Annotated in this window: 27 protein-coding genes; 14 read left to right on the forward strand and 13 right to left on the reverse strand. The window is 52.9% G+C overall.

Annotation, left to right across the window (positions count from 1 at the left end; all coding sequences use genetic code 11):
• Positions 1–45: 45 nt before the first annotated feature.
• The gene (gene moaA / locus ATL17_RS08555) at positions 46–1059 is read left to right on the forward strand and encodes a GTP 3',8-cyclase MoaA (RefSeq protein WP_133572395.1); all 1014 of its coding nucleotides are present in this window, start codon (positions 46–48) and stop codon (positions 1057–1059) included.
• 3 nt (positions 1060–1062) lie between these two features.
• Here the strand turns inward: moaA and ATL17_RS08560 are convergent, their stop codons facing one another.
• Both ATL17_RS08560 and ATL17_RS08565 read right to left on the reverse strand, forming a co-directional pair.
• The gene (locus tag ATL17_RS08560; protein WP_133573138.1) at positions 1063–1539 is read right to left on the reverse strand and encodes an Lrp/AsnC family transcriptional regulator; all 477 of its coding nucleotides are present in this window, start codon (positions 1537–1539) and stop codon (positions 1063–1065) included.
• 98 nt (positions 1540–1637) lie between these two features.
• Positions 1638–2183, reverse strand: coding sequence for a thermonuclease family protein (locus ATL17_RS08565; protein ID WP_133572396.1), 546 nt, complete (start codon positions 2181–2183; stop codon positions 1638–1640).
• A gap of 97 nt (positions 2184–2280) precedes the next feature.
• Between ATL17_RS08565 and ATL17_RS08570 the strand changes: the two genes are divergently transcribed.
• On the forward strand, positions 2281–3807 hold the full coding sequence (locus ATL17_RS08570) for a sensor histidine kinase (protein WP_133572397.1): 1527 nt from the start codon (positions 2281–2283) through the stop codon (positions 3805–3807).
• A 17-nt stretch (positions 3808–3824) separates the two neighbouring features.
• Here the strand turns inward: ATL17_RS08570 and cobT are convergent, their stop codons facing one another.
• The gene (gene cobT / locus ATL17_RS08575; protein WP_133572398.1) at positions 3825–4862 is read right to left on the reverse strand and encodes a nicotinate-nucleotide--dimethylbenzimidazole phosphoribosyltransferase; all 1038 of its coding nucleotides are present in this window, start codon (positions 4860–4862) and stop codon (positions 3825–3827) included.
• A gap of 72 nt (positions 4863–4934) precedes the next feature.
• Between cobT and ATL17_RS08580 the strand changes: the two genes are divergently transcribed.
• Together ATL17_RS08580 and ATL17_RS08585 are read left to right on the forward strand one after the other, a co-directional pair.
• Entirely contained in the window at positions 4935–5759 is an 825-nt protein-coding gene (locus tag ATL17_RS08580) for an adenosylcobinamide-GDP ribazoletransferase (protein ID WP_246028702.1), read from the forward strand.
• 29 nt (positions 5760–5788) lie between these two features.
• Positions 5789–6475 carry a retropepsin-like aspartic protease family protein gene (locus ATL17_RS08585; protein WP_133572400.1) on the forward strand — a complete coding sequence of 229 codons (687 nt, stop codon included), beginning with the start codon at positions 5789–5791 and terminating at the stop codon, positions 6473–6475.
• On the opposite strand, the gene dusA is transcribed toward ATL17_RS08585, so the two are convergent.
• Positions 6472–7467: a tRNA dihydrouridine(20/20a) synthase DusA gene (gene dusA, locus ATL17_RS08590; protein WP_133572401.1), complete on the reverse strand. Its 996-nt coding sequence runs from the start codon at positions 7465–7467 to the stop codon at positions 6472–6474. The genes ATL17_RS08585 and dusA overlap by 4 nt on opposite strands.
• A gap of 116 nt (positions 7468–7583) precedes the next feature.
• Between dusA and ATL17_RS08595 the strand changes: the two genes are divergently transcribed.
• The 4 genes from ATL17_RS08595 to ATL17_RS08610 all read left to right on the forward strand — a co-directional run bounded on the left by ATL17_RS08595 (position 7584) and on the right by ATL17_RS08610 (position 10981).
• Positions 7584–7802 (forward strand): hypothetical protein, encoded by a 219-nt coding sequence (locus ATL17_RS08595; RefSeq protein WP_133572402.1) that lies wholly within the window; start codon positions 7584–7586, stop codon positions 7800–7802.
• Between the two features lie 124 nt (positions 7803–7926).
• Positions 7927–8838 (forward strand): sugar kinase, encoded by a 912-nt coding sequence (locus tag ATL17_RS08600; RefSeq protein ID WP_166638964.1) that lies wholly within the window; start codon positions 7927–7929, stop codon positions 8836–8838.
• Between the two features lie 190 nt (positions 8839–9028).
• Entirely contained in the window at positions 9029–9934 is a 906-nt protein-coding gene (rimK, locus tag ATL17_RS08605; RefSeq protein ID WP_133572404.1) for a 30S ribosomal protein S6--L-glutamate ligase, read from the forward strand.
• Positions 9935–9940: 6 nt separating this feature from the next.
• Complete coding sequence (locus ATL17_RS08610; RefSeq protein ID WP_133572405.1) at positions 9941–10981, forward strand: succinylglutamate desuccinylase/aspartoacylase family protein; 1041 nt, start codon at positions 9941–9943, stop codon at positions 10979–10981.
• 9 nt (positions 10982–10990) lie between these two features.
• On the opposite strand, the gene ATL17_RS08615 is transcribed toward ATL17_RS08610, so the two are convergent.
• From ATL17_RS08615 to ATL17_RS08625, 3 genes are all read right to left on the reverse strand, one after another.
• Entirely contained in the window at positions 10991–13411 is a 2421-nt protein-coding gene (locus ATL17_RS08615; protein WP_133572406.1) for a mechanosensitive ion channel family protein, read from the reverse strand.
• A gap of 75 nt (positions 13412–13486) precedes the next feature.
• Positions 13487–13771, reverse strand: coding sequence for a hypothetical protein (locus tag ATL17_RS16915; RefSeq protein WP_166638965.1), 285 nt, complete (start codon positions 13769–13771; stop codon positions 13487–13489).
• A 169-nt stretch (positions 13772–13940) separates the two neighbouring features.
• Positions 13941–14801: an isocitrate lyase/PEP mutase family protein gene (locus ATL17_RS08625; protein WP_133572408.1), complete on the reverse strand. Its 861-nt coding sequence runs from the start codon at positions 14799–14801 to the stop codon at positions 13941–13943.
• 209 nt (positions 14802–15010) lie between these two features.
• Here ATL17_RS08625 and ATL17_RS08630 point away from each other — a divergent pair, with 209 nt between their 5' ends.
• The 3 genes from ATL17_RS08630 to ATL17_RS08640 all read left to right on the forward strand — a co-directional run bounded on the left by ATL17_RS08630 (position 15011) and on the right by ATL17_RS08640 (position 18501).
• Complete coding sequence (locus ATL17_RS08630) at positions 15011–15955, forward strand: cupin-like domain-containing protein (RefSeq protein WP_133572409.1); 945 nt, start codon at positions 15011–15013, stop codon at positions 15953–15955.
• A gap of 21 nt (positions 15956–15976) precedes the next feature.
• The gene (locus ATL17_RS08635; RefSeq protein ID WP_133572410.1) at positions 15977–17110 is read left to right on the forward strand and encodes a GNAT family N-acetyltransferase; all 1134 of its coding nucleotides are present in this window, start codon (positions 15977–15979) and stop codon (positions 17108–17110) included.
• A 68-nt stretch (positions 17111–17178) separates the two neighbouring features.
• Positions 17179–18501 carry a lipopolysaccharide biosynthesis protein gene (locus ATL17_RS08640; RefSeq protein WP_133572411.1) on the forward strand — a complete coding sequence of 441 codons (1323 nt, stop codon included), beginning with the start codon at positions 17179–17181 and terminating at the stop codon, positions 18499–18501.
• 3 nt (positions 18502–18504) lie between these two features.
• Here the strand turns inward: ATL17_RS08640 and ATL17_RS08645 are convergent, their stop codons facing one another.
• Positions 18505–19179: an NnrU family protein gene (locus ATL17_RS08645; protein WP_133572412.1), complete on the reverse strand. Its 675-nt coding sequence runs from the start codon at positions 19177–19179 to the stop codon at positions 18505–18507.
• 197 nt (positions 19180–19376) lie between these two features.
• Here ATL17_RS08645 and rirA point away from each other — a divergent pair, with 197 nt between their 5' ends.
• The 3 genes from rirA to ATL17_RS08660 all read left to right on the forward strand — a co-directional run bounded on the left by rirA (position 19377) and on the right by ATL17_RS08660 (position 20617).
• Entirely contained in the window at positions 19377–19844 is a 468-nt protein-coding gene (gene rirA, locus ATL17_RS08650) for an iron-responsive transcriptional regulator RirA (RefSeq protein ID WP_133572413.1), read from the forward strand.
• 64 nt (positions 19845–19908) lie between these two features.
• Entirely contained in the window at positions 19909–20262 is a 354-nt protein-coding gene (locus tag ATL17_RS08655) for a DUF6404 family protein (protein ID WP_133572414.1), read from the forward strand.
• 7 nt (positions 20263–20269) lie between these two features.
• Positions 20270–20617: a DUF6404 family protein gene (locus ATL17_RS08660; RefSeq protein ID WP_133572415.1), complete on the forward strand. Its 348-nt coding sequence runs from the start codon at positions 20270–20272 to the stop codon at positions 20615–20617.
• Here ATL17_RS08660 and ATL17_RS08665 read toward each other — a convergent pair.
• The 5 genes from ATL17_RS08665 to ATL17_RS08685 are packed head-to-tail and all read right to left on the reverse strand — an operon-like array spanning position 20614 to position 26523.
• Positions 20614–21648: a trans-3-hydroxy-L-proline dehydratase gene (locus ATL17_RS08665; RefSeq protein ID WP_133572416.1), complete on the reverse strand. Its 1035-nt coding sequence runs from the start codon at positions 21646–21648 to the stop codon at positions 20614–20616. The genes ATL17_RS08660 and ATL17_RS08665 overlap by 4 nt on opposite strands.
• Before the next feature lies 1 nt (position 21649).
• Entirely contained in the window at positions 21650–22756 is a 1107-nt protein-coding gene (locus tag ATL17_RS08670; protein ID WP_133572417.1) for a cis-3-hydroxy-L-proline dehydratase, read from the reverse strand.
• Between the two features lie 23 nt (positions 22757–22779).
• On the reverse strand, positions 22780–23781 hold the full coding sequence (locus tag ATL17_RS08675; protein WP_133572418.1) for a 4-hydroxyproline epimerase: 1002 nt from the start codon (positions 23779–23781) through the stop codon (positions 22780–22782).
• 9 nt (positions 23782–23790) lie between these two features.
• Positions 23791–25032 (reverse strand): NAD(P)/FAD-dependent oxidoreductase, encoded by a 1242-nt coding sequence (locus ATL17_RS08680; protein WP_133572419.1) that lies wholly within the window; start codon positions 25030–25032, stop codon positions 23791–23793.
• Between the two features lie 60 nt (positions 25033–25092).
• Positions 25093–26523: an aldehyde dehydrogenase family protein gene (locus ATL17_RS08685; protein WP_133572420.1), complete on the reverse strand. Its 1431-nt coding sequence runs from the start codon at positions 26521–26523 to the stop codon at positions 25093–25095.
• Positions 26524–26549 lie beyond the last annotated feature (26 nt).

The following is a 26549-nucleotide window of genomic DNA, read 5'->3' on the forward strand; positions in this document are numbered from 1 at the left end:
GCGCAATTGATTGCACCAAATCGGCGCAACGGCTATTTTCCCCACATGAATGAATTCGCGCAACCGCGCCCTCTTATCGACCAATTTGGCCGTGCCGTAACATATTTACGGATTTCGGTGACCGACCGCTGTGACTTCCGCTGCACCTATTGCATGGCGGAGAATATGAGTTTTTTGCCAAAGTCCGAGGTGCTAAGCCTCGAAGAAATTGAGCAAATTGCGAAAATCTTTGTCGCGCGCGGCGTCACGAAATTGCGCCTGACCGGCGGCGAACCATTGGTGCGCCGCGATATCATGACGCTGATTGAGCGATTGGGTCTGTTAAAAGCGGATGGGTCGCTTAATGAACTGACCCTCACTACAAATGGGAGCCAGCTCAAACGGTTTTCTGCGCAATTGGTGGAGAGCCGCGTTGAGCGGATCAATGTATCTCTGGATACGCTGGATGCAGAGAAATTTGCGAAAATCACGCGCTGGGGCCGTTTGCAGCAGGTGCTGGATGGCATTGAGTGCGCATTGGACGCTGGACTGAAAATCAAGATTAATATGGTGGCGCTACGGGGCGGAAACGACCATGAAATTGTGCCGATGATGGAATGGGCGCATGGCAAGGGTATTGATTTGACGTTAATCGAAACCATGCCGATGGGTGCTGTTGACGTGGATCGGCAAGATCAATATTTGCCGCTGACCGAAGTGATCGAGACAATTGGCGCCCGCTACACGCTGGAAGATTTACCGTTGGATACGGGCGGCCCAGCCCGATATAAACGGGTTCAAGAAACAGGTGGCCGGGTTGGCTTTATTCGTCCCCTCACCCACAATTTTTGTGAAAGTTGCAACCGGGTGCGGCTGACGGCGACTGGTGAGCTTTATCTTTGCCTGGGGCAAAATGATAAGGTGAATTTACGCGACGCTTTGCGCCAAGATGGACCGCAGGCGGTGGCCGATCTGCTCGACCATGCCATGGCAATTAAGCCCAAAGGGCACGACTTTGAGATCGATCGGCAGAAGCCACAAAAACATGTGGGCCGCCACATGTCTGTGACAGGCGGCTAGCCTTTACTTCTCTTTTTCAATTTCTGAAAAATCGAGCGGCAAGGCCGTGGTGTATTTAATCTGCTCCATGGCGAAGGCGGAGCTTACGTCGCTCATGGACATTTCTGAAATCAATTTTTGGTAGAAACGGTCATAGTGTGCAATGTCTGGCACCACCACGCGCAGAACGTAATCCACGTCGCCGCTCATACGATAAAATTCGACAACTTCATCGTGGGCTTCCACCACACTGGCGAATTTTTTGAGCCATGATTCATTGTGCTGGTTGGTGCGAACGGAAACGAACACGGTGACACCGGCATTTACTTTGGCAGGGTTCAGCACTGCCACGCGGCGCTTGATGACACCATCTTCTTCCATCTTTTGGATGCGCCGCCAACATGGCGTGGTGGACAAGCCAACTTTACGGCCAATTTCAGCCACAGGCATTGTGGCGTCCTTTTGCAATAGCGCAAGAATTTTGCGGTCAATTTTATCCAACATAGCGCACCAATTAAAAAATAGTTCTATTTCGCGTGATATTGTTACGCCACTTTAAAAATCAGAGCAAGATTTATTCTCTATATCGGTACATCATTCTAAAATGGCCAAAATGACCACAACCAACCCAGCATGGAGGTTTCTGCGGCACCGCGACGTGCGCGCCATTTGTGTGGCTCCTCAAATTCGCTTGCCCAAATGCCGCGTCGATCACGGCGGGCCAGCACTTCATCGATGGCATAATCATTGTACGACACAGCCCACCCCTCACGCACCAACCAAGCGTTGAGATCTTCGCGACCCAAATAGCAGGTGGCCAAAAGTCGGCGATATTGATCCAATCTCTCACCGACACAAGTGACGGCATTGCTGTTTATTTTTGCGGCAAGCGCTTGCTTTGAGGCTTGGCCACATGCCCAGTCTTCGCCTTGTTTCACACAATTTTGCTGCAACTCTGGTGCATCAATTCCGATAAGCCGGACACTTTGACGATTGATGCGCAAACTATCCCCATCGCTGATATGAGCTACGCCCTGAAGCGCCTTATTTTCCGGCGTTTGCGTGCCAATCACCATGGCAATTAGCAGTGCTGCAATCGACACAAAAGTGACCGCCCGACGGATCGAAAAAAATCTGCGCTTCATGGTCACTCCTCTTCATTTTCGTAACGAGGAGTTAACCATCACCCGTTAGATTATTCTTAACCGTAGTTTTCGGACAATTTGTGAGTATTGCGTTCTAATGTCCATAGGCTCTTCACCAGAGGCAAATAAAGCTGTGCGCACTGATCGCGGGAAATCGCATCAACGGGCGGTGAATGATGCGCGCCAACGCCTGACATCCAGCTCAGGCACGATGGCATCCTATGATTTTGAATTGCTCCAAGAATATGCAGGCACACGCCTTTCCGGCAAATACGCAATGCCCGTCCTCATTGTGGCGATTGCCCTGCTGACATCTATCTGGGTTCCCCTGCTCTATATGCTGACTTGGGCTGCAATTGTTATTGTGGGTCATGTTTCTGTGATGCTTTCGTGCAAGCAGTTTTTGAAGGCAAGCCAGGGCAAATTTAACGCGCGGCGGCAAACCACAACATTTGTGATGTTTGAAACCATTTATGGCGTGGGCTGGTCCACAATCGCCTTGTTGCCAATTTCCAATGCCGCACAAGAAGTTGCTGTGATCCAATGGGCAATTTTACTTGTTGGTGTGGCGGCGAACGCGATTTCTTCTCGTGCGGTGCCTACAGCAACTTTGGCGAATTCTGTACCGGGCATCATCACCGTTGGCTCCATGTTGGTGATCAATGGCGGCATGCTGAACTACGCGCTGGCAGTTTTGGCAGTGGGTGCCGGGATTTTCTTCAACTTTTTGGCGCGGACTTTGCACAAATCTGCAATCAAATCGCTGGAGCACCGGGCAGAAAAGGACATGCTGATTTTTGAGCTGGAAGAAGCCAAAAGCATGTCAGACGAAGCACGGCGCGAGGCTGAACAAGCCAACATTGCAAAATCTCGCTTTTTGGCGACGATGAGCCACGAGCTGCGCACACCGTTGAACGCGATTATCGGCTTTTCAGAAGTGATGTCCTCTGAAGTTTTGGGGCCGATGGAAAACCCAAGCTATAAAGAATATTCGGCAGATATTCATGCTTCTGGCCAGCACTTGCTGAACCTGATCAATGAGCTGCTTGACCTTTCACGGATCGAAGCCGGTAAATATGAGCTGAATGAAGAAGCCATTTCGCTGGTGAATATTGCGGAAGATTGTCGGCGGATGCTTGAAATTCGTGCCCGGTCAAAAGGCATCGAGTTGGTGGCGGACTTTGACGAGAAACTGCCGAAATTGTGGGGCGATGAACGGGCGATCCGTCAGGTTTGCTTGAACCTGCTGTCCAACGCGATCAAGTTTACCCCACAATCTGGCCGAATTATCTTTAAAGTCGCATCGGGCGAAAATAATTGCCAGATGATCTCTGTACGCGACAACGGCCCGGGCATTCCTGAGAATGAAATTGCCACCGTGCTGTCTTCATTCGGCCAAGGCTCGCTGGCACAAAAGACCGCGGAGCAAGGCGCAGGCCTCGGCTTGCCGATTGTTCAAAAAATCATGGAATTGCATGGCGGCCGCTTCGACTTGTTCTCCAAGCTGCGCTTTGGCACCGAAGTGATTGCCACGTTCCCACGCTCTCGCGTGATGGAAGCAATGGCGCCCGTACGTGGCGAGCGCCGTAAATTGCAAATCTACAAAACAGCATCAGAAGGCTAAGCAGCCTCCCCCCAAACCTAGTGGGTGGTTTGCTGCCCGCCTGCCACGGCCGCCTCTTCAAAGGTGGCCATATTTTTATGCAGATGCAATGCTGTTTTGACCATTGAAGCGGCAACCGCAGCGCCAGAACCTTCGCCCAGACGCATGCCCAAATCAAACAAAGGCTTTTTGCCCATTTTGGCCAACACTTCTGTGTGCGCGGCTTCAGCAGACTGGTGAGCGAAAATACAGTGATCTAACGACATTGGATTGGCCGCATGTAGCACCGCAGCGGCGGAGGTGGCGACAAATCCATCGACAATCACGGGCAATTTGTTGTGGCGGGCAGCAATGATCGCGCCTGCCATGGCGGCAATTTCGCGACCACCGAGACGTGCCAAAATTTTCAATGGCGTGTCCAAATCGTCTTTGTGCAATTCAAGACCGCGATTCACCGCATCGGCCTTGCGCTTCAACCCTGCATCATCAACACCGGAGCCACGCCCAACCCAATCTTCGCCCGTGCCGCCGAATAGAGCGGCGTTGATGGCAGCGGCTGGCGTGGTGTTGCCAATGCCCATTTCACCAATGCACAACAGGTCTGGCTTGCCCGCGATAGCTTCCATACCATAGGCAATGGTGGCTGCGCAGGTGCGATCATCCATCGCTGCGGTTTGGGTGAAATCGCCTGTTGGCACTTCCAGCGCCAATTCAAACACACGCAAATTAATCTCATGCAATGCGCAAATTTGTGAAATGGCCGCACCGCCATTGGTGAAATTAGCCACCATTTGCTGCGTCACTTCTGGCGGAAATGCGGAAACACCTTGATTCACCACACCATGGTTGCCAGCAAAAATAGCCACCATTGGGTTGTTCAATGTTGGGCTTGGCTTTTCCTGCCAGCGGGCGAGCCATTCGACCATTTTTTCCAGTTCGCCCAACGATCCTGCTGGCTTGGTGAGCTGCGCATCGCGCGCTTGCACCGCTTCTACTGCTGCTTCGCTGCCGTTTGGCAACAGCATCAATAGCTCTTGGAAATCATCGAAAGGGCTTTTCTGGTCTTGTTCGGTCATGGTATCGACTCGCATCTGGGTTAAACGGACGTCCCCTTTTAGCCAACATTTAAGGAAAAGCAATTGACCAGCGTGCCGCCACCATCAGTAAGCCCCATCAATGACAATGAGGCAGGTGCACCACCGCCTGAAAAACTGTCGCCAGTGGATGCAATTATCATGGGCGTGCGGTTTTACTCTCGCTTACCCACAGGGGACAGCCCGCACCTGCCACTCAATTTTGGCAAGATGATTCATTTTCTGCCTGTCGCCAGCTTGTTGATTGGCGTATTTCCTGCCCTCACCATTTTGCTGCTCGGCGCGTTTGGCGTTCAATCTTTGTTTGTGGCCACAGTCGCCATTGCCATGAGCGCCGTGATCACCGGGGCGATGGCGGAGGACGCTTTTGGCGATGCCATGGATGGTTTGTTTGGCGGACATGATGTGGCCAGACGTTTGGAAATCATGAAAGATTCCCGCCATGGCACCTATGGCGTTTTGGGACTGATCGCGCCCTTTATGCTGCGGGTGATTACCCTTGGCACCTTGATTGCGCTAAGCCCTGTGGCGGCCTCCATCTTGTGGCTGGTTTCTGCCTTGCTGGCACGTCAAGCGGCACCAATTGTTGCTGTGATGTTGCCGCCTGCACGCAGCGACGGCGCATCGGCTGGGGCTGGCATTTTGGCGCAGAAAGACTTCGCCATTGGCTTGGTGCCCGCGCTTGCCCTTTTCTGCTTTATGGCGCTGTTGTTTGCCGGGCCAATCGCTTTGTTTTTAGCGCTGATCTTTGGGGTGGGGCTTTGCTTTTTTTGGCTGAAATTGCTGACGCGTTTGTTGGGCGGACAAACGGGTGACACAATAGGTGCGCTGCAGTTGGTTCTTGAAATTGCCGCATTGAGTGCCTTTATTCTTCTTTAGGCTTCGGCCCGAAGTGAAAGGAAACTGGTTTGATTTTTATTGGCATCGCGCTGCTCGTGGCGCTCGCCCTCACCTTTTTGATTTCGTCCAATGCTGGCGCAATGATTGGCCTTGCAGAACAAGATTTTGGCCAGTTGGTGATTTTGATCGCGGTGCTGGTTTTGGTGGCGGGTGGCGCATTTGGTCGCCGCATTAAATTGGGCGAAATGCTGTCCGGCATTGTGATGTGGGGCGCGATATTTGCTGCCATCATCATCGGCTATAGTTTCCGCACGGATTTTGAACGATTTGGCGCGCGATTGTGGGCGCAACTCTCTCCCGGCGCAGGCTACGTAGATGCCGAGAGCGGCACCGTTATGTTTAGCCGCGACACGAATGATCATTTTGTGATCAATGCCAAAATCAATGGTGTGGAAAAGCAATTCCTGTTCGATACCGGAGCGTCCAGCATTGTGCTGACCGCAGATAGCGCCCGCGCTGCTGGGTTTGACCCGTCGCGCTTGATCTATTCCATTCCGGTACAAACGGCCAACGGCCAAACAGAGGCAGCGCTGATCAAACTGGACCGAATTGAAGTGGGCGGCATTGTGCGCGAGAACATCGACGCGATGGTGGCGCGACCAGAGGCATTGAATGCCAATCTATTGGGCATGAATTATTTGCAGACCCTACGCGGCTTCAGCGTGGAAGGCGATCGGCTGACCTTTACCGATTAAGCGGCAGCTTGGCGGGCGGCGATCAACAGATCAAACGCCTCTTCAATCAGCTCTACGCCCCGATCAGCTTTCACCGCTTCCACGGTGAGCAATTGACGGAAGCGCCGTGCGCCCGGCTTGCCAAATCCAAGACCCAGCATGTGGCGCACAATTTGATTCAATTTGGCGCCCTTAGTCATTTGAATTTCAGCATAATTTGTCATCACTTCACAAAGTGATTCAAGCGAGATCGGCGGTGTGTCATCGCCGAAAATTTCGCGATCCACATCCCACAGCAGGCCCGGATTGTGATAGGCCGCGCGACCCAGCATGACGCCATCCACATGTTGCAAATGGGTTTTGGATTGGTCCAAATCTTCAATGCCGCCATTGATCATCAAGGGCAGATCACCCACGTGCTTTTTCAGGCGGTAAACCCGATCATAATCGAGTGGTGGCACTTCGCGATTTTGCTTTGGCGACAAGCCTTGCAGCCATGCCTTGCGGGCGTGCACATAAAGTGCATCCACTTTCGCCTCCAGCATATGATCGACAAACACGCGCAAATCTTCTTCGCTATCCTGATCATCAATGCCGATGCGGCATTTCACAGTGATCGGCGTATCGGTGACATCACGCATAGCCCGCACACAATCGGCGACCAGTTTTGGCTCTGCCATCAGGCAAGCGCCGAAACGACCAGATTGCACCCGGTCTGACGGGCAGCCCACATTGAGGTTCACTTCATCATAGCCGAATTGATCGCAAAGCTTTGTCGCCTCGGCCAGCTCTTGTGGATCGGATCCGCCCAACTGAACCGCGATGGGATGTTCCACATCGTCATTATAATTGAGCAACCAATCAGCCCCGCCACGGATCAACGCAGCGCTGGTGACCATTTCAGTAAACAGCAATGTGTGACGCGACAAATGGCGGTGGAAAAACCGACAATGGCGGTCTGTCCAATCCATCATGGGGGCCACAGAAAATTTGCGCGCTTGCTGAAGGCTCATGCTTATTTTTCACATCAATTGGGGTTAATCGGGCGCTGCCTAGCACAAAATGTGCGGCTTGTCGCCTGTTTGGAACCAAATGGCGGTCCACACGTTGGCTAGATAACGGAGGTATTATGCAAAATCAAGAAAATGAACAGGCAGAAACCGTAACCAAAACCGAAGCACGACAGGGCCAAAGAGGCTTTAATATTCGTGTATTGTTGATTTCGCTGGTCGTGATTGTGTTGGCCTTTGCAGCCATCTACTTCTACGCGGAAGCGAATGATAAGGAAAATCCAACGGTGGTGGATGCACCTAGCGTTGAGAGCAACGAGACCACGCCAAGCAACTAACTCCCCCTCCCCTTGCTCATGGCGAACCGCATTGGGCGCGAGGGACCTTGCCCCAGCCTTTTCATGAGGCTAAAAGCGCAATGTCCCTTGCCGCCTGATGCGGCCTATTGCGTTGGAGAGCCCTATGACCAAGCTGATTTCCATTGGCGAATGCATGATTGAAATGAGTGCATTGGAGGATGGGCTTTATAAAAAGGGATATGCTGGCGACAGCCTCAACATGGCATTTTACGCCCGTGCCTTTTTGCCAGAAACAGCATCAGTCGATTATTTCACCGCGCTCGGCGATGACGCGGAAAGCCAAGCGCTGGCAGCCAGCATCAAGGCGCATGGCATCGGGACAGATTTGATCCGCATTTTGCCGGGCAAAGCGCCGGGCCTTTATATGATTTCGCTGGAAGATGGCGAGCGCACCTTTAGCTATTGGCGCTCCACATCTGCTGCCAAGGAAATGGCGCAAGACCTATCTTACCTGACCCAGACTTTCTTGGGCGACAATGCGCTGTTCTTTTCTGGGATCAGCCTTGCCATTTTGCAGCCAGAAACGCGCGAGCAATTTTTAGATGTGTTGAGCAAAGCGAAAGCGGCGGGGCAACAGGTGATTTTTGACAGTAATTTGCGCCCTTCTCTATGGCAAAGCCGTGACGAGATGGCCGAATGGACCGCAAAAGCTTCTGCCGTGAGCACCATGGCGTTGCCCACCGTGCCCGACGAATATGTTTTGTTTGACGAAAAATCGTCTGAACACGTGGCCGAGCGTTATTTGACTGCTGGCTGCCGCGAAGTGGTGGTGAAAGCGGGGCCTGAAGCAGCTTTGTTGACCGATGGCAGCCAAAGAGAATGGGTTGGCCCTGCCGCCGCTGTGCAACCTGTTGACACCACAGGTGCTGGCGACAGCTTTAATGGCAGCTACATTGCCGCGCGGCTGAACGGGCGCAGCATGGTTGAAGCCGCGCAATTTGCGCACAAGGTTGCCGGACACGTGATCCAGCATCGGGGCGCCTTGGTGCCGAACATCCAAAGCCTAGTGAGATAAACCCCAACTCTCCACAAATTCTGTGTTGATAAAAGAGCTTGACTCACATGCCTCTTTTAGCGACACGCGATCTATGCAATGCTAGTGGCAACTGTTTTATGCATCAGTATGTGCTGCGCCGAATTGCGCGCTGGGGAAATTAGCATAAAGCTTAAAAAAAATCACGGGAAACGTCTTACTTGAGGTCCTTATGAGAATTGCAATGCTTGCGCGCAACTCTTCGCTTTATTCGCACCAACGTTTGAAGGAAGCGGCTGTAGCGCGCGGACACGAACTCGATATCGTCAATACTTTACGCTGCTACATGAACATCGCTTCGCGGCGACCAGAGGTATTTTACAATGGTGAAAAGCTGACTGGTTATGACGCGGTGATTCCGCGTATTGGCTCGTCCATCACCTATTACGGCCTTGCAGTTTTGCGCCAATTTGAAATGATGGGCGTTTATCCATTGAATGAATCTGTGGCCATTGGCCGATCTCGCGACAAATTGCGCTCCATGCAATTGATGGCGCGTGATGGTATCGGCTTGCCTGTAACCACATTTGCCCATGACCCACGCCAAACCGAAGAAGTGCTTCGCTTAGCTGGCGGCGCGCCATTGGTGATCAAATTGCTGGAAGGCACGCAGGGCATTGGTGTGGTTTTGGCGGACAGTAACCGCTCGGCCAAATCAGTGATCGAAGCGTTCCGCGGCGCTGGCGTGAACATTTTGGTGCAAGAATTCATCAAAGAAGCTGGCGGCACAGACATTCGCGCCATCGTGATTGGCGGCAAAGTTGTTGCGGCGATGGAACGGCGCGGCGCTGAGGGCGACTTCCGCTCTAATTTGCACCGCGGTGGTTCTGCCCGGAAGGTGAAGATTACCCCGGAAGAGAAATCAACGGCCATTCGGGCAGCCAAATCTATGGGGCTAAATGTGTGCGGCGTTGATATGCTGCGCTCTAACCATGGCGCGGTGGTGATGGAAGTGAACTCCTCACCCGGGCTTGAAGGCGTTGAAACCGCCACTGGTTTGGATATTGCGGGCAAAATCATCGAGTTTATGGAGAAAAACCATAAGCCGTGGGCCACAAAGACCAAAGGCAAAGGCTAAGGCCCTATGAAGCCAGATGCGTTTGAGATTGGGGGCGAGCGCATTGCGCCCGGTGAGCGCCGGACCGTCGATTTGCCCGTGAGCGTTTTGTCAGACCACACGCCGGTGACCATGTCCACCCACGTGATCCACGGCAAGCGCCCTGGCCCATCTATCTTTGTGAGCGCTGCCATTCATGGCGATGAGGTGATTGGCGTGGAGATTGTGCGCCGGGTGCTGCAATCGCCGAAATTGCGCGGCCTGCGCGGCACATTGATCTGCATTCCCATAGTCAATGCATTTGGCTTTATCAACCATTCGCGCTATCTGCCCGACCGACGTGATCTCAACCGTTGTTTTCCGGGGTCTGAAACCGGATCGCTGGCGGGCCGTTTGGCACATTTGTTTATCACGGAGATCGTAAAGCGATGTGACTATGGCATCGACTTGCACTCTGCGGCGAGCAACCGCGATAACTATCCGCAAATTCGTGTGACGCCCGGGCGCCCTAAGCTGACCGAGATGGCGCACATGTTTGGCGCACCGATTATGTTGAAATCTAAAGTGCGTGAAGGCTCGCTCCGCGAAGCCTCATCGATGTTGGATTGCGATGTGCTGCTTTATGAGGCCGGCGGCGGCTTGCGGTTTGACGAATTTGCGGTGCGCGTGGGCACAACTGGCGTGCTGCGTACGCTGCATGGCTTAGGCATGATTTCGGGCAAACCGATTGCCCCTTCCAAAGCAAAACCGCTGCATTGTAGCGGCAGCCATTGGTTGCGCTCGCCTGCTGGCGGCTTGCTGCGGACCTATAAACGGTGCGGCGACACGGTGAGCGATGGCGACATTCTGGGCGTGGTGTCTGACCCGTTTGGCGAGGTGGAAACGCCCATTTCAGCCCATGGTGATGGGGTGATTATTGGCCGAAGCGAATTGCCGATTGTGAATGAAGGCGATGCGATTTTTCACGTGGCGCAGCCAGCGCGCAACCGCAATGCGGAAACTGCACTGGACCAATATACTGCCGACGTGGAAGGCTCCACCCTGTTCGACGAAGACGAGATTATCTAAAGGCCAAGCCTAGCTTTCAGACTTATCATCCGACTTTGGCTTAGACCGCGTGCGCGGCTTGCTAGGCGTTGCGCCCTTGCCTGTGAGTTGTGCCAGAATTTTCGGATCCGCCGTGCGCAAATTGAGGTCGCGTTGTGGGAATGGAATTTCCACTTTTGCTTCACGGAATGCATGATCAATGGCGAACAGCAAATCAGTCTGCACGCGTGGATAAATCGTATAATCATTCACATGTATACGCAGTTGGAAATTGATGGAGCTATCGCCAAAGCCCTCAAAGAACACAAAGGGTTCTGGGCGTTTGAGCACATTGTCATGATCATGCGCGAGTTCCAGCAAAATCTCACGCACCAACTCCAAATCGCTGCCATAGGCAACGCCGATGGGAATATCCACCCGGCCTGACCGGATTTTGTGTGTCCAGTTGCCCACAGGCGCGTTGATGAAATCGGCATTGGGAATGATGATGGTTTGGTTGTGGATCGTGTTGATCTCTGTAGCGCGGACGCTAATTTTTGACACGGTGCCAGAAAAACCGCTCGCCTGCACAAAGTCACCAACTTTTATTGGACGTTCGACCAACATGATCAAACCGGACACAAAGTTTGACACCACATTTTGCAAGCCAAAACCAATGCCCAAGGACAAGGCACCAGCAACGATGGCCAAGCTGCCTAAATCGACCCCTGCCCCGGTGATGCCTAAAAAGATGGAGAGTGCGATCCCGACATAGCCAACACCTGTGCGGATGGAGTCTTTTACCCCATTGTCGGCGCGCGTCCGCTCCAACACTGTGTTGCCCAGCCAGCTTTGGAAAACACGGGTGACCGCCAAGCCCAAGGCAAAGATGATGATGCCATAAAATATGCTGGCGAGAGAAAACTCAAAGCTGCCAATTTGAATGCCGATGATGGCTTGGCGCACCCACGCCACCAAATCTTCGACACGAGAGCCCCATTGCAACAGAATTGCGGGAATTGCAGCCATCAACACCAGCACAAAAAAGCCAATGCCAGCGAAGAGCGCATATTGGTCCAGATCGCTCTCTTCAATTGAGAAGCGTTGCTGCACCCACTGCCCTAGCCGCGTTGGGGCGAGAACGCCGGGTTTGCCCACTTCGTGGGATAGCAGATAGCCAAGAAAGGCAGTGACCAAGATGGTACCCGTGACGACCAATTGCTGCGCCATAAATCGTGCAAGGCCAATGTAACCTGCAACTGCTGCGAGAATGATTGCAATGGAAGCGAGCAAGAGCGGGATACGCACCCATGGCGGCAAGCTGCGAGACACTTCATCTTCCCGCTTGTCGCGCACACGCGCCAATGCCAGCAGCAGCACGGCAATCAACACCGCCGCCAAGAAACTGTTGCCGATGGTGAAAGCCAAGGGCGCGTTGACCAGTTGGCCCAATTGGCGTGCCAGATAATCCAGCGCATGAACGATGGCCAGCGTGCTGACCAGCAAATGCATACGCTTGGCAGCAAAGCTGGAAATGGGCAATAGTCGCAATTCAGAATTGTTGGGCGCGAACAGGGCGTGGCTGAGCCGCAACGCAAACGACACCCCAAAGACCACCAAAAACAGGGTGCGGACAAATATCCGCAATTCAGTGGTGAACAGTGCCGCAAAATCGATAGCCCAATAGCCTAGCGCCAAAGCCAAGGCCAGGAGACCTGAAGGCACAATTGTGCTGACAAAAGGCCGCAACAATGCGTTTAAGCGTGTGGCGCTTGACGAGAGATAGCTTTTTGCGCGTTTAGAAAGCACAACCGATCCCGCCAGCAAAATGGCGAAGAAGGAGAATACGATCGCGAATGGGCGCGGATCGGGCGCGACCTTTACGGCCCACCAGGTGCGCAATTTGGATTGCAACCGGGTGAAGGTGGTGACACTGTCGCCCGAGATGCTGGCGAGCAAATCAATGGTAATGGGAGAGCGTTGAGAAAGGCGATTGGTGAACACTTGCCGCCGTAGCTTTGCAATTTCTTCAAAGGCAGCGTCGATTTTTTGCTCAAGCTCCTGCGCGCGCGTGGTGACGATGCGCAAATCTTGTCGCTGGTCTTTGGCGTCTTTCCGCTCTTCCGCGATTTGCGGGCTTTCCTTTTCGCCTTCGGCAGGCTCCGGCCCCAGCGCATCCAGTTGGCTGGTGAGCACAGCGAGCTGATCTTCAACAGGTTTGACGATTTCCTCAATCTCAGGCTGCACATCCAACAGGCGAGACCGCGCATTGATCAGGGAATTGTCATTATCTGCGTTTTCGATGGTGCCAACGATGCGCTCAATCCGAATTTCAATCTGATCAAGCTGTTCAAGCTTTTGTTCGACCTCAACAATTTGCGCGCTGGCCATGCTGACCAGCATCGCCAAGGCGAGCAAAGGAATGATGATGGAACGCCACGCTGATAAAGCGACAAAACTGAGTATTTTCATAAAAAGAATTTAGGCCGGGTGCCAAATTTTGGCAACTCGAATTCGCGCCATTCCACGCAAAGCTGTTGTGGCTGTTTATGAATTTACGCCGATGATTTCTGCTGCTGACGACAAATGTTGCTGCGCATCGCTCAGGGCATTGGCCTGACACAAATCAGTTGCTGCCACGAGCGCTTCAATCAACTCATTAAATTGCTCAGCATCTAGCTGAACAGCAAGTGACTGGGTTTCGATGGCTTGGACGTGATCCAAACAGGCCTGCTTAGACGCAAAGGCTGTTTCAGCCTGGGCCGAAAATGCTGTCAGCATGCCCCCAAACAGGGTGGCGGCCAACAATATGGATCTCTTTCTCGTGTTCATTTTGCCTATCTCGCTTCGCCGCTGTCTCTTATGTAACGCAACAGACGAGCAATTGGTTTCTTTGGCCATGATATGGGGCCTAGATTTAGTCTTTTTGAGGGCGAATATTTGCCCTCTCTCAAATGATTTATAAGTGTGATTTAATTGTCGCACCCGCTTACTTACGAGCTTATGAATTGGCTGCTCCTTTCGCCAATATTTCATCAATAGTAGCACCAGAAATACTGTTGCTCAAACTGCGCATATCGCCGCTCACGAACATTTGTTGCGCGGCATCATAGATAATTTTGTGCACGGCACGGGCCAGGCTGCTGCCCAAGCTGATCCGCGTAACGCCAATTTCGCCAAAATCTGCCACGCTATATTTGGTGAATGGCCCTGCGCACAGCGCATTTACCGGCACATTTACGCTGCGCACAATGGTTTTCAAATCGTCGAAGCTTTGCGGCATCGGCACATAAATCACATCTGCGCCCACTTGCTCGAAGGCCTTGATGCGTCGCAACGCTTCGTCCAAATCATAGGCCCCTGTCATCACCCCATCTGCCCGCGCAGTAAGGGTGAAGGTGCTATTGTGATCGGTGCAGGCCGCTTTTTTGGCCGCGACAGCGGCTTCAATACGCATTACCGCTTCTTCAAATTCATAGGGCTTTTGCGTGGGGAACTGAATATCTTCAATGCCGCACCCAGCAAGCCCCTTCTCCACAGATTGGCGCACGGTTGCTTCAACATCTGCCAGTTGATCACCAAAGCCGTTTTCGAGATCGGCATTTACGGGCAATGGCGTTGAGCCATTTATGTCCGCCGCATGATCAATTGCCTCTTGGCGGCAGATTTGCCCACCGTCGGGACGGCCCAAAGTGAAGGCATGAGCGGCGGATGATGTAGCTAATGCCTCAGCCCCAAGCGCTGCCATCATTTGCGCGGTGCCCGCATCCCAAACATTTGCCAAAATAAATGGGCCTTTTTGGTGCAGGTCGGCGAATTTTTGCGCTTTTGCCTTTTGTTGGGCGACAGATTGGTCTGACATAAAGCAACCTTTGCGGAGTAAATGACGTAAAAAATCATCACCAGTTTGGCGCAATCAATTGGGTTTGACAATCGAAAGCCAAACACATGCACCAAAGCAAATATTAACCTTAGCGTGAATTAGTTTAGCTAAATCCCTGATGTTAAACCCTATTGTCATAAGCGGCCGATAAATTTGCCTCATGTGAAGGTAAATTTGGGGACGAGGAAATGCTCGATCGACGGATTGACGGGGTTTTGACCGACTGGAAGGCGCACTATGCCAGCCTGTTCGGGCAGCACCCCTTACGCTTGCAACATAGATTGGCAGATACAGGCCTGTTCACTGACGAAGCGCTTGAAAGCATTTTGGAAAATGTGGATCGGCAGGATTATCACGTCAATTATATGGACCCGAACACGGGCGTTCGCCGCGAAGGCGAATTTGGCAAGGCCAGCGGCAAAGAGATTTTGGACGCGGTGAAGAGCGGCAATATTTGGATCAATTTGCGGGCGCCGGGACGGCAAAACCCAGCATTTGATGACATGTTGCGCGCTATCTATGATGATTTTGAGAAACATGTGCCGGGGTTAAAAACCTATAAGCAAAACATGACCATCTTGATTTCCTCGCCCAATGTGCGGGTGAAATATCACGTGGACGTGCCGGGCCAATCGCTTTGGCAGGTGCGTGGCCGCAAGAAGGTTTTTGTTTATCCAGCGGAAGCACCCTTTTTGAGCCCGAATGGGATTGAAAAGGTGGTGATCAACGAAGCGCATGAAACCGATATCCAGTTTCAAGAATGGTATGATGACTACGCCACCATTTATGATTTGGAACCAGGCGAAATGCTGCATTGGCCGCTGAACTGCCCACATCGGGTGGATAATTATGATTGCATGAACGTGTCTGTGACCACAGAACATTGGACAGATGCGTTGCGGAACAAATATGCGGTGAACTTCGCCAATGGTATGCTGCGCAAGATGGGTATGAACAATCTTGATCGCGGCACTCGGGGGTTGAAATTTTATACCAAGCTGGCTTTGGCTGGCGCGGTGAAGTTTTCTGGTATCCAGCGTAAAGATGTTAAACCTTACACGGTAGATTTTGCAGTTGATCCCAATGCGCCAGACGGCGTGAGGGATATTACGGCTTATCAATTCACTAAATAGCTTCGGGGCTAGGGCTATAAAATGACCTTTACAACAAAGGTGTTGCGCACAGCCGATGAAATCTGTGCGATGAAAGACCAATGGATGGCTTTGGAAAAACGGTCACAGGGGACCCATGTTTTCCAAAGCTACGATCTAAGCAAACATGTGCTAAACCTCACAGGGCGGGAACATGAGAACGCCTATTATGTGATTTGTGTGCTGGAGGCCGACAAGCTTGTCGGCCTTTTGCCTTTAGTGGTGTGGCACAAAAAGGGACGCAAAATTCTGACCGGCTTTTCGGAGCCTTATCAGCAATATACGGAAATGCTGTGCGATCCAGATTGTGATCCCAAACAGGTTTTTGAGCAGATGCAAAGCTGCTTTAAAGACAGTGGCGCAGATTATGTGCATTTGGGACAAGTGCGGCATGATGGGCCGCTTTTTGCTGGCTGCGAAAGCTGTTTTGACCATTCGGAAGAAGAAAAGGCGGCGCCTTTTGTCGATTTGACCCAATGGGAAGATTATGACGGCTATTACAACCATTTGAAGCGCGCCACCCGCAAACGCATCCGCAATGGCTATAACCGCTTTGACCGGATGGGCACATTGGACCATGTGCATGGCAATGATCCCAAGCTTTTGGTGAACGTGATCGACCGTTCTTACGAAGGTCGTGTGGATTGGCAGCGCCGATTGGGGCTAACGTCACGTGCCTTTCAGGATGATGCCTTCAGAGAGTTTCTGGATCGCTTTAAAGATTCAGATGATCAGAACCTGAAAGTTGCGGCTTTCTGCTTTATGCTGAATGGCGAGCCTGTGGCTGATCAATGGGGCTTTATCTATGACGATTGCTATTATGCCTATATGTCCACCTGGGACGAGGAGAAGGCAACGGCAGGACCCGGCAAGCTTCATTTGGGTGAAGTGATCAAATCTTGCTATGAGCTTGGCTTGAAACGCGTCGACTTTTTGATCCCGTCTGTTCAATATAAAATGGTGTATGCCACTGGCGAGGTTGAAGCGAGTGACTTTATTAAGCCATTGAATGGCAAAGGCTATCTCTATGCCAATATCTGGTTGAAGCAGGTGCGCCCAAAGCTTAAAGCGATTATGCAGGCCATGCCCGCAGAGCAACGCAAGAAGATTATCAACACGGTGTTTAACCGCAAATAAGTGCTGCGTTAGCAAGAAATATACGTGATGTGCGCTAGGTGTGGCGCACATTTTGTTTGGAGAACTTTATGGGTGAACGCCGCCAACTGGCTTCTAAATCAGCATTGATCTTCGCTGTACGCATTGGTGGCGCGGGCGTGATTTTTCTTGCACAAGCCATGATTGCGCGCCTTTGGGGCGCCGCCCAGCTAGGCGAATATTTGCTTGCCATCGCCGCCGCCAATTTGATGGCAATCGCGCTGCCCCTTGGCTTCCAAACAGTCGGCTCCTATTTCGCGGCAGAATATAAAGCGAAAAATGATGGCACCACTCTCTCCCGCTTTGCTGTGCTGGCCTATGGCATGGCGATTTTTCCGGGGTTGGCGCTGCTCTACATTGTTGGCCAGCTGATCCATTTGATTGGCCCGGCAGGCACTTTGCTCCAAGGCATTTGGCCCACCATCGCCATGATGGCGTTTGGCACGGCAATTGTGAATTTGAACGGGGCCATTCTGGTCGGGTTGAAAAAGCCGTTTTTCGGCCTGTTTGCCGATACGATTTTCCGCCCGCTCTTTATTGTGCTGGGCATTTTGATCGTGCTGTTTATCGGCGTGGAAGATGACCGCGTTGGCGCATTGATCTGGTGGGTGGCAATATTCTATCTCGGCCTGGCCATGCTGCACTTTTTTGTGACGATAAAGGCGATCAGAGAGTTGCCGCGCGACACGGAAATGCCAGCCAAAGAAATGCAGCGTTGGTGGGTTTATGCCCTGCCCTGGATTATCGTTGCGCTCAGTTCTGACTTCTTTTTTGATATTGACCTGCTGCTGCTTTCTGGCTTGCTGGACAAAGAGCAAATTGCGATTTTCGGGGTTTGTGCACGGATATTCGTGCTGGCCTCCTTCGGCATTATCGCCATTGGCGCTGTGGTGTCTCCCGATTTGCTGGACGCGGAAGAGAAGAAGGATTTTGCGGCGCTTGAGGCTAAAATTGGCGATGCAAATTTGGTTGGCACCGGGCTGGCCATTGTGTTGACCATTGGTGTGATGATTTTCAGCCCTCTCGTATTTTATTTCTTCGGGCCGGAATTTAATCAGGGTGTGATGCCGCTGACCATTTTGTGCAGCGCGCTGATCGCGCGGGCCGCGTTTGGCCCTGGCGCAGTGATCCTTTCGTCACGCAAAAAGCCCTATGCCAGCTTGCCCGCCATTTTGTTGGGCTTGGTGGTGCTGTTGGTGGCCAACTACATTTTGGTGCCGATGTTTGGACTGGTCGGGGCAGCGAGCGCAGCAGCCATTTCCTTTATCATCGGCGCAGGCGCGATTTGGCTAACCACATGGCGACTAACCGGGCTTAATGTTTCTTTGGCCCCTGCGGTGAAGAAATATCTTGTGCGTGACGCGCAGAGTTAAATTCTAGAAATATGCCAGTGGATCGACACCGATTACGGGGCCGTGGGCGTGTAAAATCGCCATGTAAGCGATGATGCCAACCACAAGCTCAATGGCCAATTGCCAATCCAAAGCACGACGGGCGCGCTGTGACCAGCTCCCTGCTTCTTTTTGTTTGGCCAATGCGTAATCTTCTGCACTGAGCTTTTTCGTCTTCGACGTATTTAACCGCACAATGCCCAGCACTGAGAATGCCAACATGATGCCAAACAGCAAGATGTTGGCCAGCTCGCCATTGACCAAAATGTGTGCGAACGCCCATAGGCCAAAGGCCGTGATGATCGGGTGCCGCACCAATGCGAGAATGCCGGGATGGGCCACTTCTTGCTGAAGGTTGCGACGAAATGACACTGACAGTGAGTTAGGCCGCGCTGCGCCCATGACGAACAGGATGATCGCGACCAGCATCAGTGCCATGGCGATGCGCACCGTGAATGGATCTGGCGCATAGAAGATTGTGCGCGGCGCACGCAGAGCGGCGGAAACCAGCCACACCAAAAGCACGGTCGAAAAGATCGAATAGCCAATTATGTATGTTTTTCGGCTGGTTAGCGAAATGATCTTGCCGCGAAGGTCGCCAATTTGTGGCAAGATGTGCGCAAACAAAAATACGAAAAGAGCGAGCAAAAATTCAAACATAATTCCAGTGTCCACTTTAAAAACTTACTCTTTGTAGAACACAGGGATCGCAACATATGCAATGGCAAACGCCACCTAATGGGTGTGACACCAGCGCACAGCTTTTGCGGTTACTACGCAATTTCGGGTTGATTTAGATTTGAGTTTTTTCAGCGATCGCCTTATGATGAGGGTAAATCTCAAGTTAGGACAAAGCCATGCGTTTAACTAAACAGTCCAATTATGCTGTGCGCATTCTGATGTATTGCGCCAGCAATGAGAAATTGAGCAAGATTTCTGACATTGCTGAGTTTTATGACATCTCAGAAACCTTTCTTTTCAAGATCTTACAGATTTTGAATGCATCTGGCTTTGTGGAAACGGTACGCGGCCGCCATGGGGGCATCAAGCTCAAACGCCCTGCCGATGAGATTGGCTTGGGCGAAGTGATCCGCGCAACGGAAGATAATTTCGACATGGCAGAATGTTTTGATCTCGAATCGAACACCTGCCCGCTGATCGGCACTTGCGGCTTCAACCATGCGCTTTATCGCGCCCTGAATGCGTTTTTCGACGTGTTGGATGAATATAATATCGCAGACCTAACCGACAATCGTCGCAATATTCGTGTGCTGTTGGAATTGGACAGCGCCGTGCGCAGCGCGCCAAAACGCGTTGAAGCATAATCGTTTGTAATTAGGGGCGAACTAATAGATACTGCAACCTATTGATCGGTTGCGGATTTATTTAATGTCATTCACTCAGAAGTATGAAAACGCCCTGCGCGAAATTCAAGATTGCGGCCTGATGTCGATTGTGCAGCTGCGTTGGCTGGACAATTCATTCCATCGGTTTGGCTTGCCGATCCGCCCATTACATTATCGCCCCATTTTGCAATTGTTTGTGCAGCAAACCTTGCTGTTTGGCATTTTGGTTAGCATGGCAAACTGCATCTGGCTCAAGAACATTTTTGGCTTCTCATTACCGCTGCCCTTTTTGCCCCTGATGTTTGTGACTTACGGCCTGTTGTTTGCGACATTTTTCTGCGCACAGGCGGAGAATGAGCGCGACGCCTGCACCTTGTCTCGGTGGGAAGAGTTGTAGCAGTTCGATGAGCTTTGATGAGAAATATCAAAAGGCAATCGAAGAGCTCCGTGCCTCAAAGATTTGGGGTGCCAACCACGACCAACCACTCAATAAGATTTATCGGATGATGGGCTTAAAGGTCCGCCCGCCGCACTACGCCACTTTTGGCCAAGTGTTTCTGGTCCATGGCGTGTTTTTCCTGATGATGTGGGTTGTGCTGTGGCTCTTTAACCCGTTCGGTTGGCCGGGCATGACGCTGCCTTTTATGATCGGCACCGGCCTGCTGGGTGGATTGATCTATTCAGCGATTATGGCGGCTTACTATCGCTGGGATCGCAAGCGCCATAATCTTACCCCTTGGGATGAGCTTTAGTCCTGATCCATCGGCCATGTGTCGCTGAGGCGGTAGCCTTCTGGCCAGGGGTCAGATGGGTCCAGCATGTGCTGGTGTGTGCCCGTGATCCAGGCGCGGCCATTGATGCGCGGTAGGATAGCCTTACGGTCACCGCATTTGACCTGTTCGGCAATATCGCAATTGAACTTTGAGCCGGTGATCGAGGTAGCGATATATTTGTCGGTCGCCTCCATTTCGCCCTTGGCCAGCATCAGCGCCATGCGGGCGGAGCAGCCTGTGCCGGTGGGGGAGCGGTCGATTTTACCCGGACGGATGGCCACGGCATTGGCGCCGGATAGGGTGTTTCCTTCGCGAGTGGTTTTGCCCATGAATTGGCAGAAGGAAATATGATCCCAATCCGGATTTTCCGGGTGGGTGAAGCCAAGCTGTGCATTTGCAGCAGCGGTGATTTTGGTGCCGAGGTCAGCCAGCTTTTTGGCATTTTCCGGTTTGATCTCAACGCCCAATGCTTCTGCATCTACCATCACAAAGCTGTCGCCTCCATAGGCGGTGTCGACGATGATTTCGCCCAAACCTTCAACTTGAAGCGGCACCTGAAGTTGGTCGACGAAGCTTTTCACATTGGTGACGGTGATGCTTTCGGCTTTGCCATTTTTGCATTGCGCCACCACTTTTATCAGGCCTCCCGGCGCTTCCAATGTCAGGTGCGTTTCCGGCTCTGTCATCGGCAGGATGCCGCTGTCGAGCAGCACGGTGGACACGCAGATGGAGTTGGAGCCAGACATGGGTGGCGTATCGGCTGGTTCCATGATGATGAATCCCATTTGTGCTTCGGGATGCTTTGGCGGCACCAGCAGGTTCACATGGCGGAAAACGCCGCCGCGTGGCTCGTTCAGCATGAAATTGCGCAATGTTTCATCCTGCTCGATGAATTTGCGTTGTTCCCAAAGGGTGTCGCCCGGCGGTGGCGCAACGCCACCGACAATCACATCGCCCACTTCGCCTTCGGCGTGGCAGGACACCACATGAATGGTTTTGCTCGACCGCATATTAGCCTCTCAATTCAAATTCGGGTTCACCCAAAACGTCAAAATCTGGCTCGACACCCAAGCCTGGTGCATCCGCTGGTGACATAAAGCCGTCCACGCGTTTGGGGGCGCCTGCGGCGAAATCTACGGTGCCATAGGAGTTAAAGTCCGTGGCGGAGAAGGAGAACGCTTCCGGTGTGGAGGCGGCCAGATGGGCGATGGTGGCGGTGACGATATCGCCGCCCCATGTGTCCTCAATGGTCATGGCCACGCCCGCGCTCACGCAAATATCGCGCATCAGGCGTGCTTTGGTGAGGCCGCCGACCTTTGAGATTTTCAGATTGATCGCGTCCATAGCATCGTCAGCCAAGCCTTTGCGCAGCATGGCTTCATCGAAGATGTTTTCATCCATGATAAAAGGCCGCGCGGTTCGGCGACGAATGGACAAGCATTCCTCATAAGTCATGCAGGGCTGTTCGATATAAACATCCAGATGGGCCACCGCGGCAGCGACGCGCGCGGCTTCGTGACGGTTCCAACCTGTATTGGCATCTGCCACCAGCACTTCGCCCCGGTCTAACACCTCGCGGGTGGCGTGGATGCGGGCAATGTCATCATTGGCATCGCCGCCGACTTTCAGCTGGAATTTGGTGTAGCCTTCGTTGCGGTAGCCGTCGATCTTCTTGGCCATCACCTCCGGGTCTTCCTGCGAGATGGCGCGATAAAGCGCAACCTTTTCTTGCTGTTTCCCACCCAACAGGGTGTAAACTGGCAGGTTTGTGGCTTTGCCCAAAATGTCCCAACAGGCGATATCGATGGGGGCTTTGGCGTATAGGTGACCGCGCAAGCCAGCATCCATAGCGTTATTGATGATGTTCAGATCGCGTGGATCAAGGCCGATCACGTGGGGTGCCAGCTCTTTCAGCCCTTCGCGCACGCCTTTGGCATAGCTAGGCAAATAGGCGGAGCCGAGCGGACAGCATTCAGCATAGCCAGTGATCCCCGCATCGGTTTCCACCGCCAGAACGGTTGAATCAAACACTTCAACAAAATTGCCGTTTGACCAGTTGTAACGGCCCTCCCGCAACGGCAAATCAATCTGATAGACACGCAGTGCTGTGATTTTCATAAAGTCCTCCCTCGCCCCTTTGCCTATGGCAAAATGAAGCCGTGTTTGAATGGGTCACGATCATCGACAAAGATCGTGTTGTATCCGGTTTTGCGGGCCCAGCCGCCAATTGATGGGATAATGGCATCGCGGTCACCCACTTTGGTGGCCGCTTCCACCCGGCCGCGGAACAGCGAGCCGATGATGCTTTCATGCACGAAATCCTCGCCTACGGCCAAGTCGCCCATGGCGACCCAATGGGCCATACGGGCCGATGTGCCGGTGCCACAAGGTGAACGGTCGATGGCTTTGTCGCCATAGAACACGGCATTGCGGGCCGTGGCTTCGGGATCGCGGGCGGCGCCTGTCCAGAGGATGTGGCTTAGGCCGTTAATCTCAGGATGCTCGGGGTGCACAAACTCGTATTTCTCATTGAGCGCGGCGCGCAATTGCGGAGACCAGCGGATCAAATCGAGGGATGACAAGCCTTCAATATCTTTGAAATTTTCCTGTGCTTCGACGATGGCGTAGAAATTGCCGCCATAGGAAACATCGACAGTGATTTCGCCCAGATCAGGCACAGTGGCGGTTAGGCCCTTGGCATAAAGGAAACTCGGCACATTGGTGATGCGCACTTCTTCTACATATCCGTCCTTCATGGTGTATTCGGCCTTGATGCGCCCGGCAGGGGCATCGAGATAGAGCACGCCCGGTTCTTTTGGCGTGACCAGCCCTTCTTCCAGCGCCATGGTGACGGTGCCGATGGTGCCGTGGCCGCACATGGGCAGACAGCCGGATGTCTCGATAAAGAGGATGGCGATGTCGCAGTCGTCGCGGGTGGGCGGATACAGAATAGAACCCGACATAATGTCATGCCCGCGTGGTTCAAACATCAGGCTGAGGCGCACCCAATCATATTCGGCCAGAAAGTGGGCGCGCTTTTCGATCATGTTCGCGCCTTTCAGGTCTGGCCCACCGCCCGCCACAAGGCGCACGGGATTGCCGCAAGTATGTCCATCAATGCAGAAAAAGCTGTGTTTCGCCATGTAGGTTTCCTAAAAACGAGATGGATTAAAGGGAGTTAAATCAAGTGACGGGGCTTGACCGTCAATCAGTTCGGCCATCAGTTTGCCCGTGGCAAAACACTGGGTGAGCCCCAGATGGCCGTGGCCGAAGGCATAGCTAATATTTGGTGTGTGGGCGCTTTTGCCGATGGCGGGCAATGTGTCTGGCAAGGAGGGTCTAAAGCCCATCCATTGGGTGCCCTGCTCGGTTTTCAAGTCTGGCATAAAGCGCTTGGCTTTTTGCAGCATGATCTCTGAGCGTTTGAAATTTGGCGCGGCATCCAGCCCGGCAAATTCCACCGCGCCGCCGACACGGATGCCAGTGGAAAGCGGAGTCATAACAAAGCCATGCTCGCCAAAGATCAATTGACGCTTTAGGTCGAAGGCCTCAGCAGGCAAAGTGGTGTTGTAGCCGCGTTCGCTTTCAAGCGGAATATGGTCGCCCACCTGCTTCGCCAACTGATGCGACCATGCACCAGCTGCGACAACTAGGTGATTGGCGGAAAGTGTTTCGCCATTCTGCAACGTCACTTCGCCAGCTTGAGAAATGGCTTTGACGTCTTGCTCGATCAGCTCGCCGCCATCCTGCTGCACCAAGCGCCATAGGGTTTGGGCAAATTCAAACGGGTCATTGACCGTTTGCCATTTGGGAATGAAGGTCGCGCGTTTGATGTGGTTGGAGAGGCCCGGCTGCAAGTCGGCTAAGCGGGTGGCGTCCAGATGTTCAAACTCAATGCCGAATTCCTGTCGCGCTTGCCAGCTGGATTGGCTGGCAGCGAACTCGCGCTCACTTTCATAAAGGTGCAGCGCGCCATCGGTACGGATTTGATTGCCGATCTGTGGGATCTGGGCCATGCGATCGACTTCGCTGGCGGCAAGGTCGAGCAAAGCAGATTGGGCGACGATGGATTTGCGGTGTTGGTCCGGCCAGGAGGCGCGGAAGAATTTGAGCAGATAAGGCACAATATTGAGGGCATATTGCGGGCGCACCGAGAGTGGCCCCAGCGGATCAAGCAGCCATTTTGGCGCTTTGCGCATGATACCCGGCGAGGCCAGCGGGAAAATATCGGCCAAGGCAAAGGCCCCGGCATTGCCAAAGCTGGCTTCCTGCGCCACGCCCTTGCGGTCCACCAGCGTAACCTTACGCCCGGTCTGCTGCACATAATGGGCGATGGCCAAGCCAATGATGCCGGCGCCGATAATAATCACATCATGTTTGGGTTGCGTGGCCATATGCGCCTCTGAAAAATTGAAGAAATGCCCGGCGGCGTGCACCACCGCCGGACGCACACCTTATGGGAGGGTGTAAGCTGTTTTAACGGTGGTGTAGAACTCCGCCGCGTAAGTGCCCTGCTCGCGTGAGCCAAAGCTCGAGGCTTTGGTGCCGCCAAATGGCACGTGATAATCCACGCCAGCAGTAGGCAAGTTCACCATTACCATGCCGGCTTCGGCATTGGCTTTGAAGTGTGACGCGTGCTTCAGCGATGTGGTGCAGATGCCGGATGACAGGCCGAACTCGGTGTCATTGGCCACGGCAAGCGCCTCATCATAATCCTTTACGCGCACCACGCTGGCCACGGGGCCGAACACTTCTTCGCGGTTGATGCGCATGTCGTTGGTGGTTTCAGTCACCAAGGCAGGCGCCATGAAGAAGCCTTCTGTGTCGCGGTTCAAACGCTGACCGCCGATGACTTTGCCGCCATCTTTCGCTGCAATGTCCACATAATCTAGGTCTTGTTGAAGCTGCTTTTCGTCGACAACCGGCCCGATGTGGGTTTCTTTGCGCAAGGCATGGCCCACATTGAGGTTGTTCAACCGTTCTTCAACTGCCGCCACAAATTTGTCGTGGATGCCTTCGGTCACGATCAAGCGTGATGAGGCGGTGCAGCGTTGGCCAGTGGAGAAGTAAGCGCCGTTCACGCAGGCATCAACAGCAATGTCGAGGTCTGCATCGTCCAGCACAACCATTGGGTTTTTACCGCCCATTTCAAGCTGCACTTTTTTCAGCATCTTGCCGCAATCAGCTGCGATTGAACGACCTGTGCCCACAGAGCCTGTAAAGCTGATGGCGTTGACTTTTTTCGAGCCGATCAATTCTGGCCCGACAACTGAGCCCCGGCCAAACACGAGGTTGAACACGCCTTCTGGCAAGCCAGAGCGAGAGATGATGTCCGCCAAGGCATGGGCGCAACCGGGCACCAATTCGGCTGGCTTCAACACAACAGCATTGCCGAAAGCCAAAGCTGGCGCAATTTTCCATGCGGGAATCGCAATGGGGAAGTTCCACGGCGTAATGAGGCCGACAACGCCAATTGGCGAACGGGTAACGTCCACGCCGATACCGGGACGCACAGAGGCGAGAATATCGCCTGTTTGGCGCAAGGTTTCGCCCGCGAAGAATTTGAAGATTTGGCCGGCACGTGCAGCTTCGCCAATACCTTCAGGCAGGGTTTTGCCCTCTTCACGTGACAGCAATTCACCTAGTTCAGCTTTGCGCGCCAAAATCTCACTGCCGATAAAGTCCAGCACGTCAAAACGTTGCTGCGGTGTGGATTTTGCCCATTGTGCGGCGGCGCCAGCGGCCGCGTCAATTGCGCGGGCCATATCATCAGCGCCACCCACGGCGGCATGCCCCAAAATGTCTGAGGTGTCCGATGGGTTTACATTGGGGGTGCTGTCAGATGTTTCATGCCAGGCACCGCCAATAAAGCTTTTATATTCCATTAGTTACTCCAATCTACTGGATCGTG

It is taken from the genome of Maritalea mobilis, from assembly GCF_004363175.1.
Taxonomy (GTDB): Bacteria; Pseudomonadota; Alphaproteobacteria; order Rhizobiales; family Devosiaceae; genus Maritalea; species Maritalea mobilis.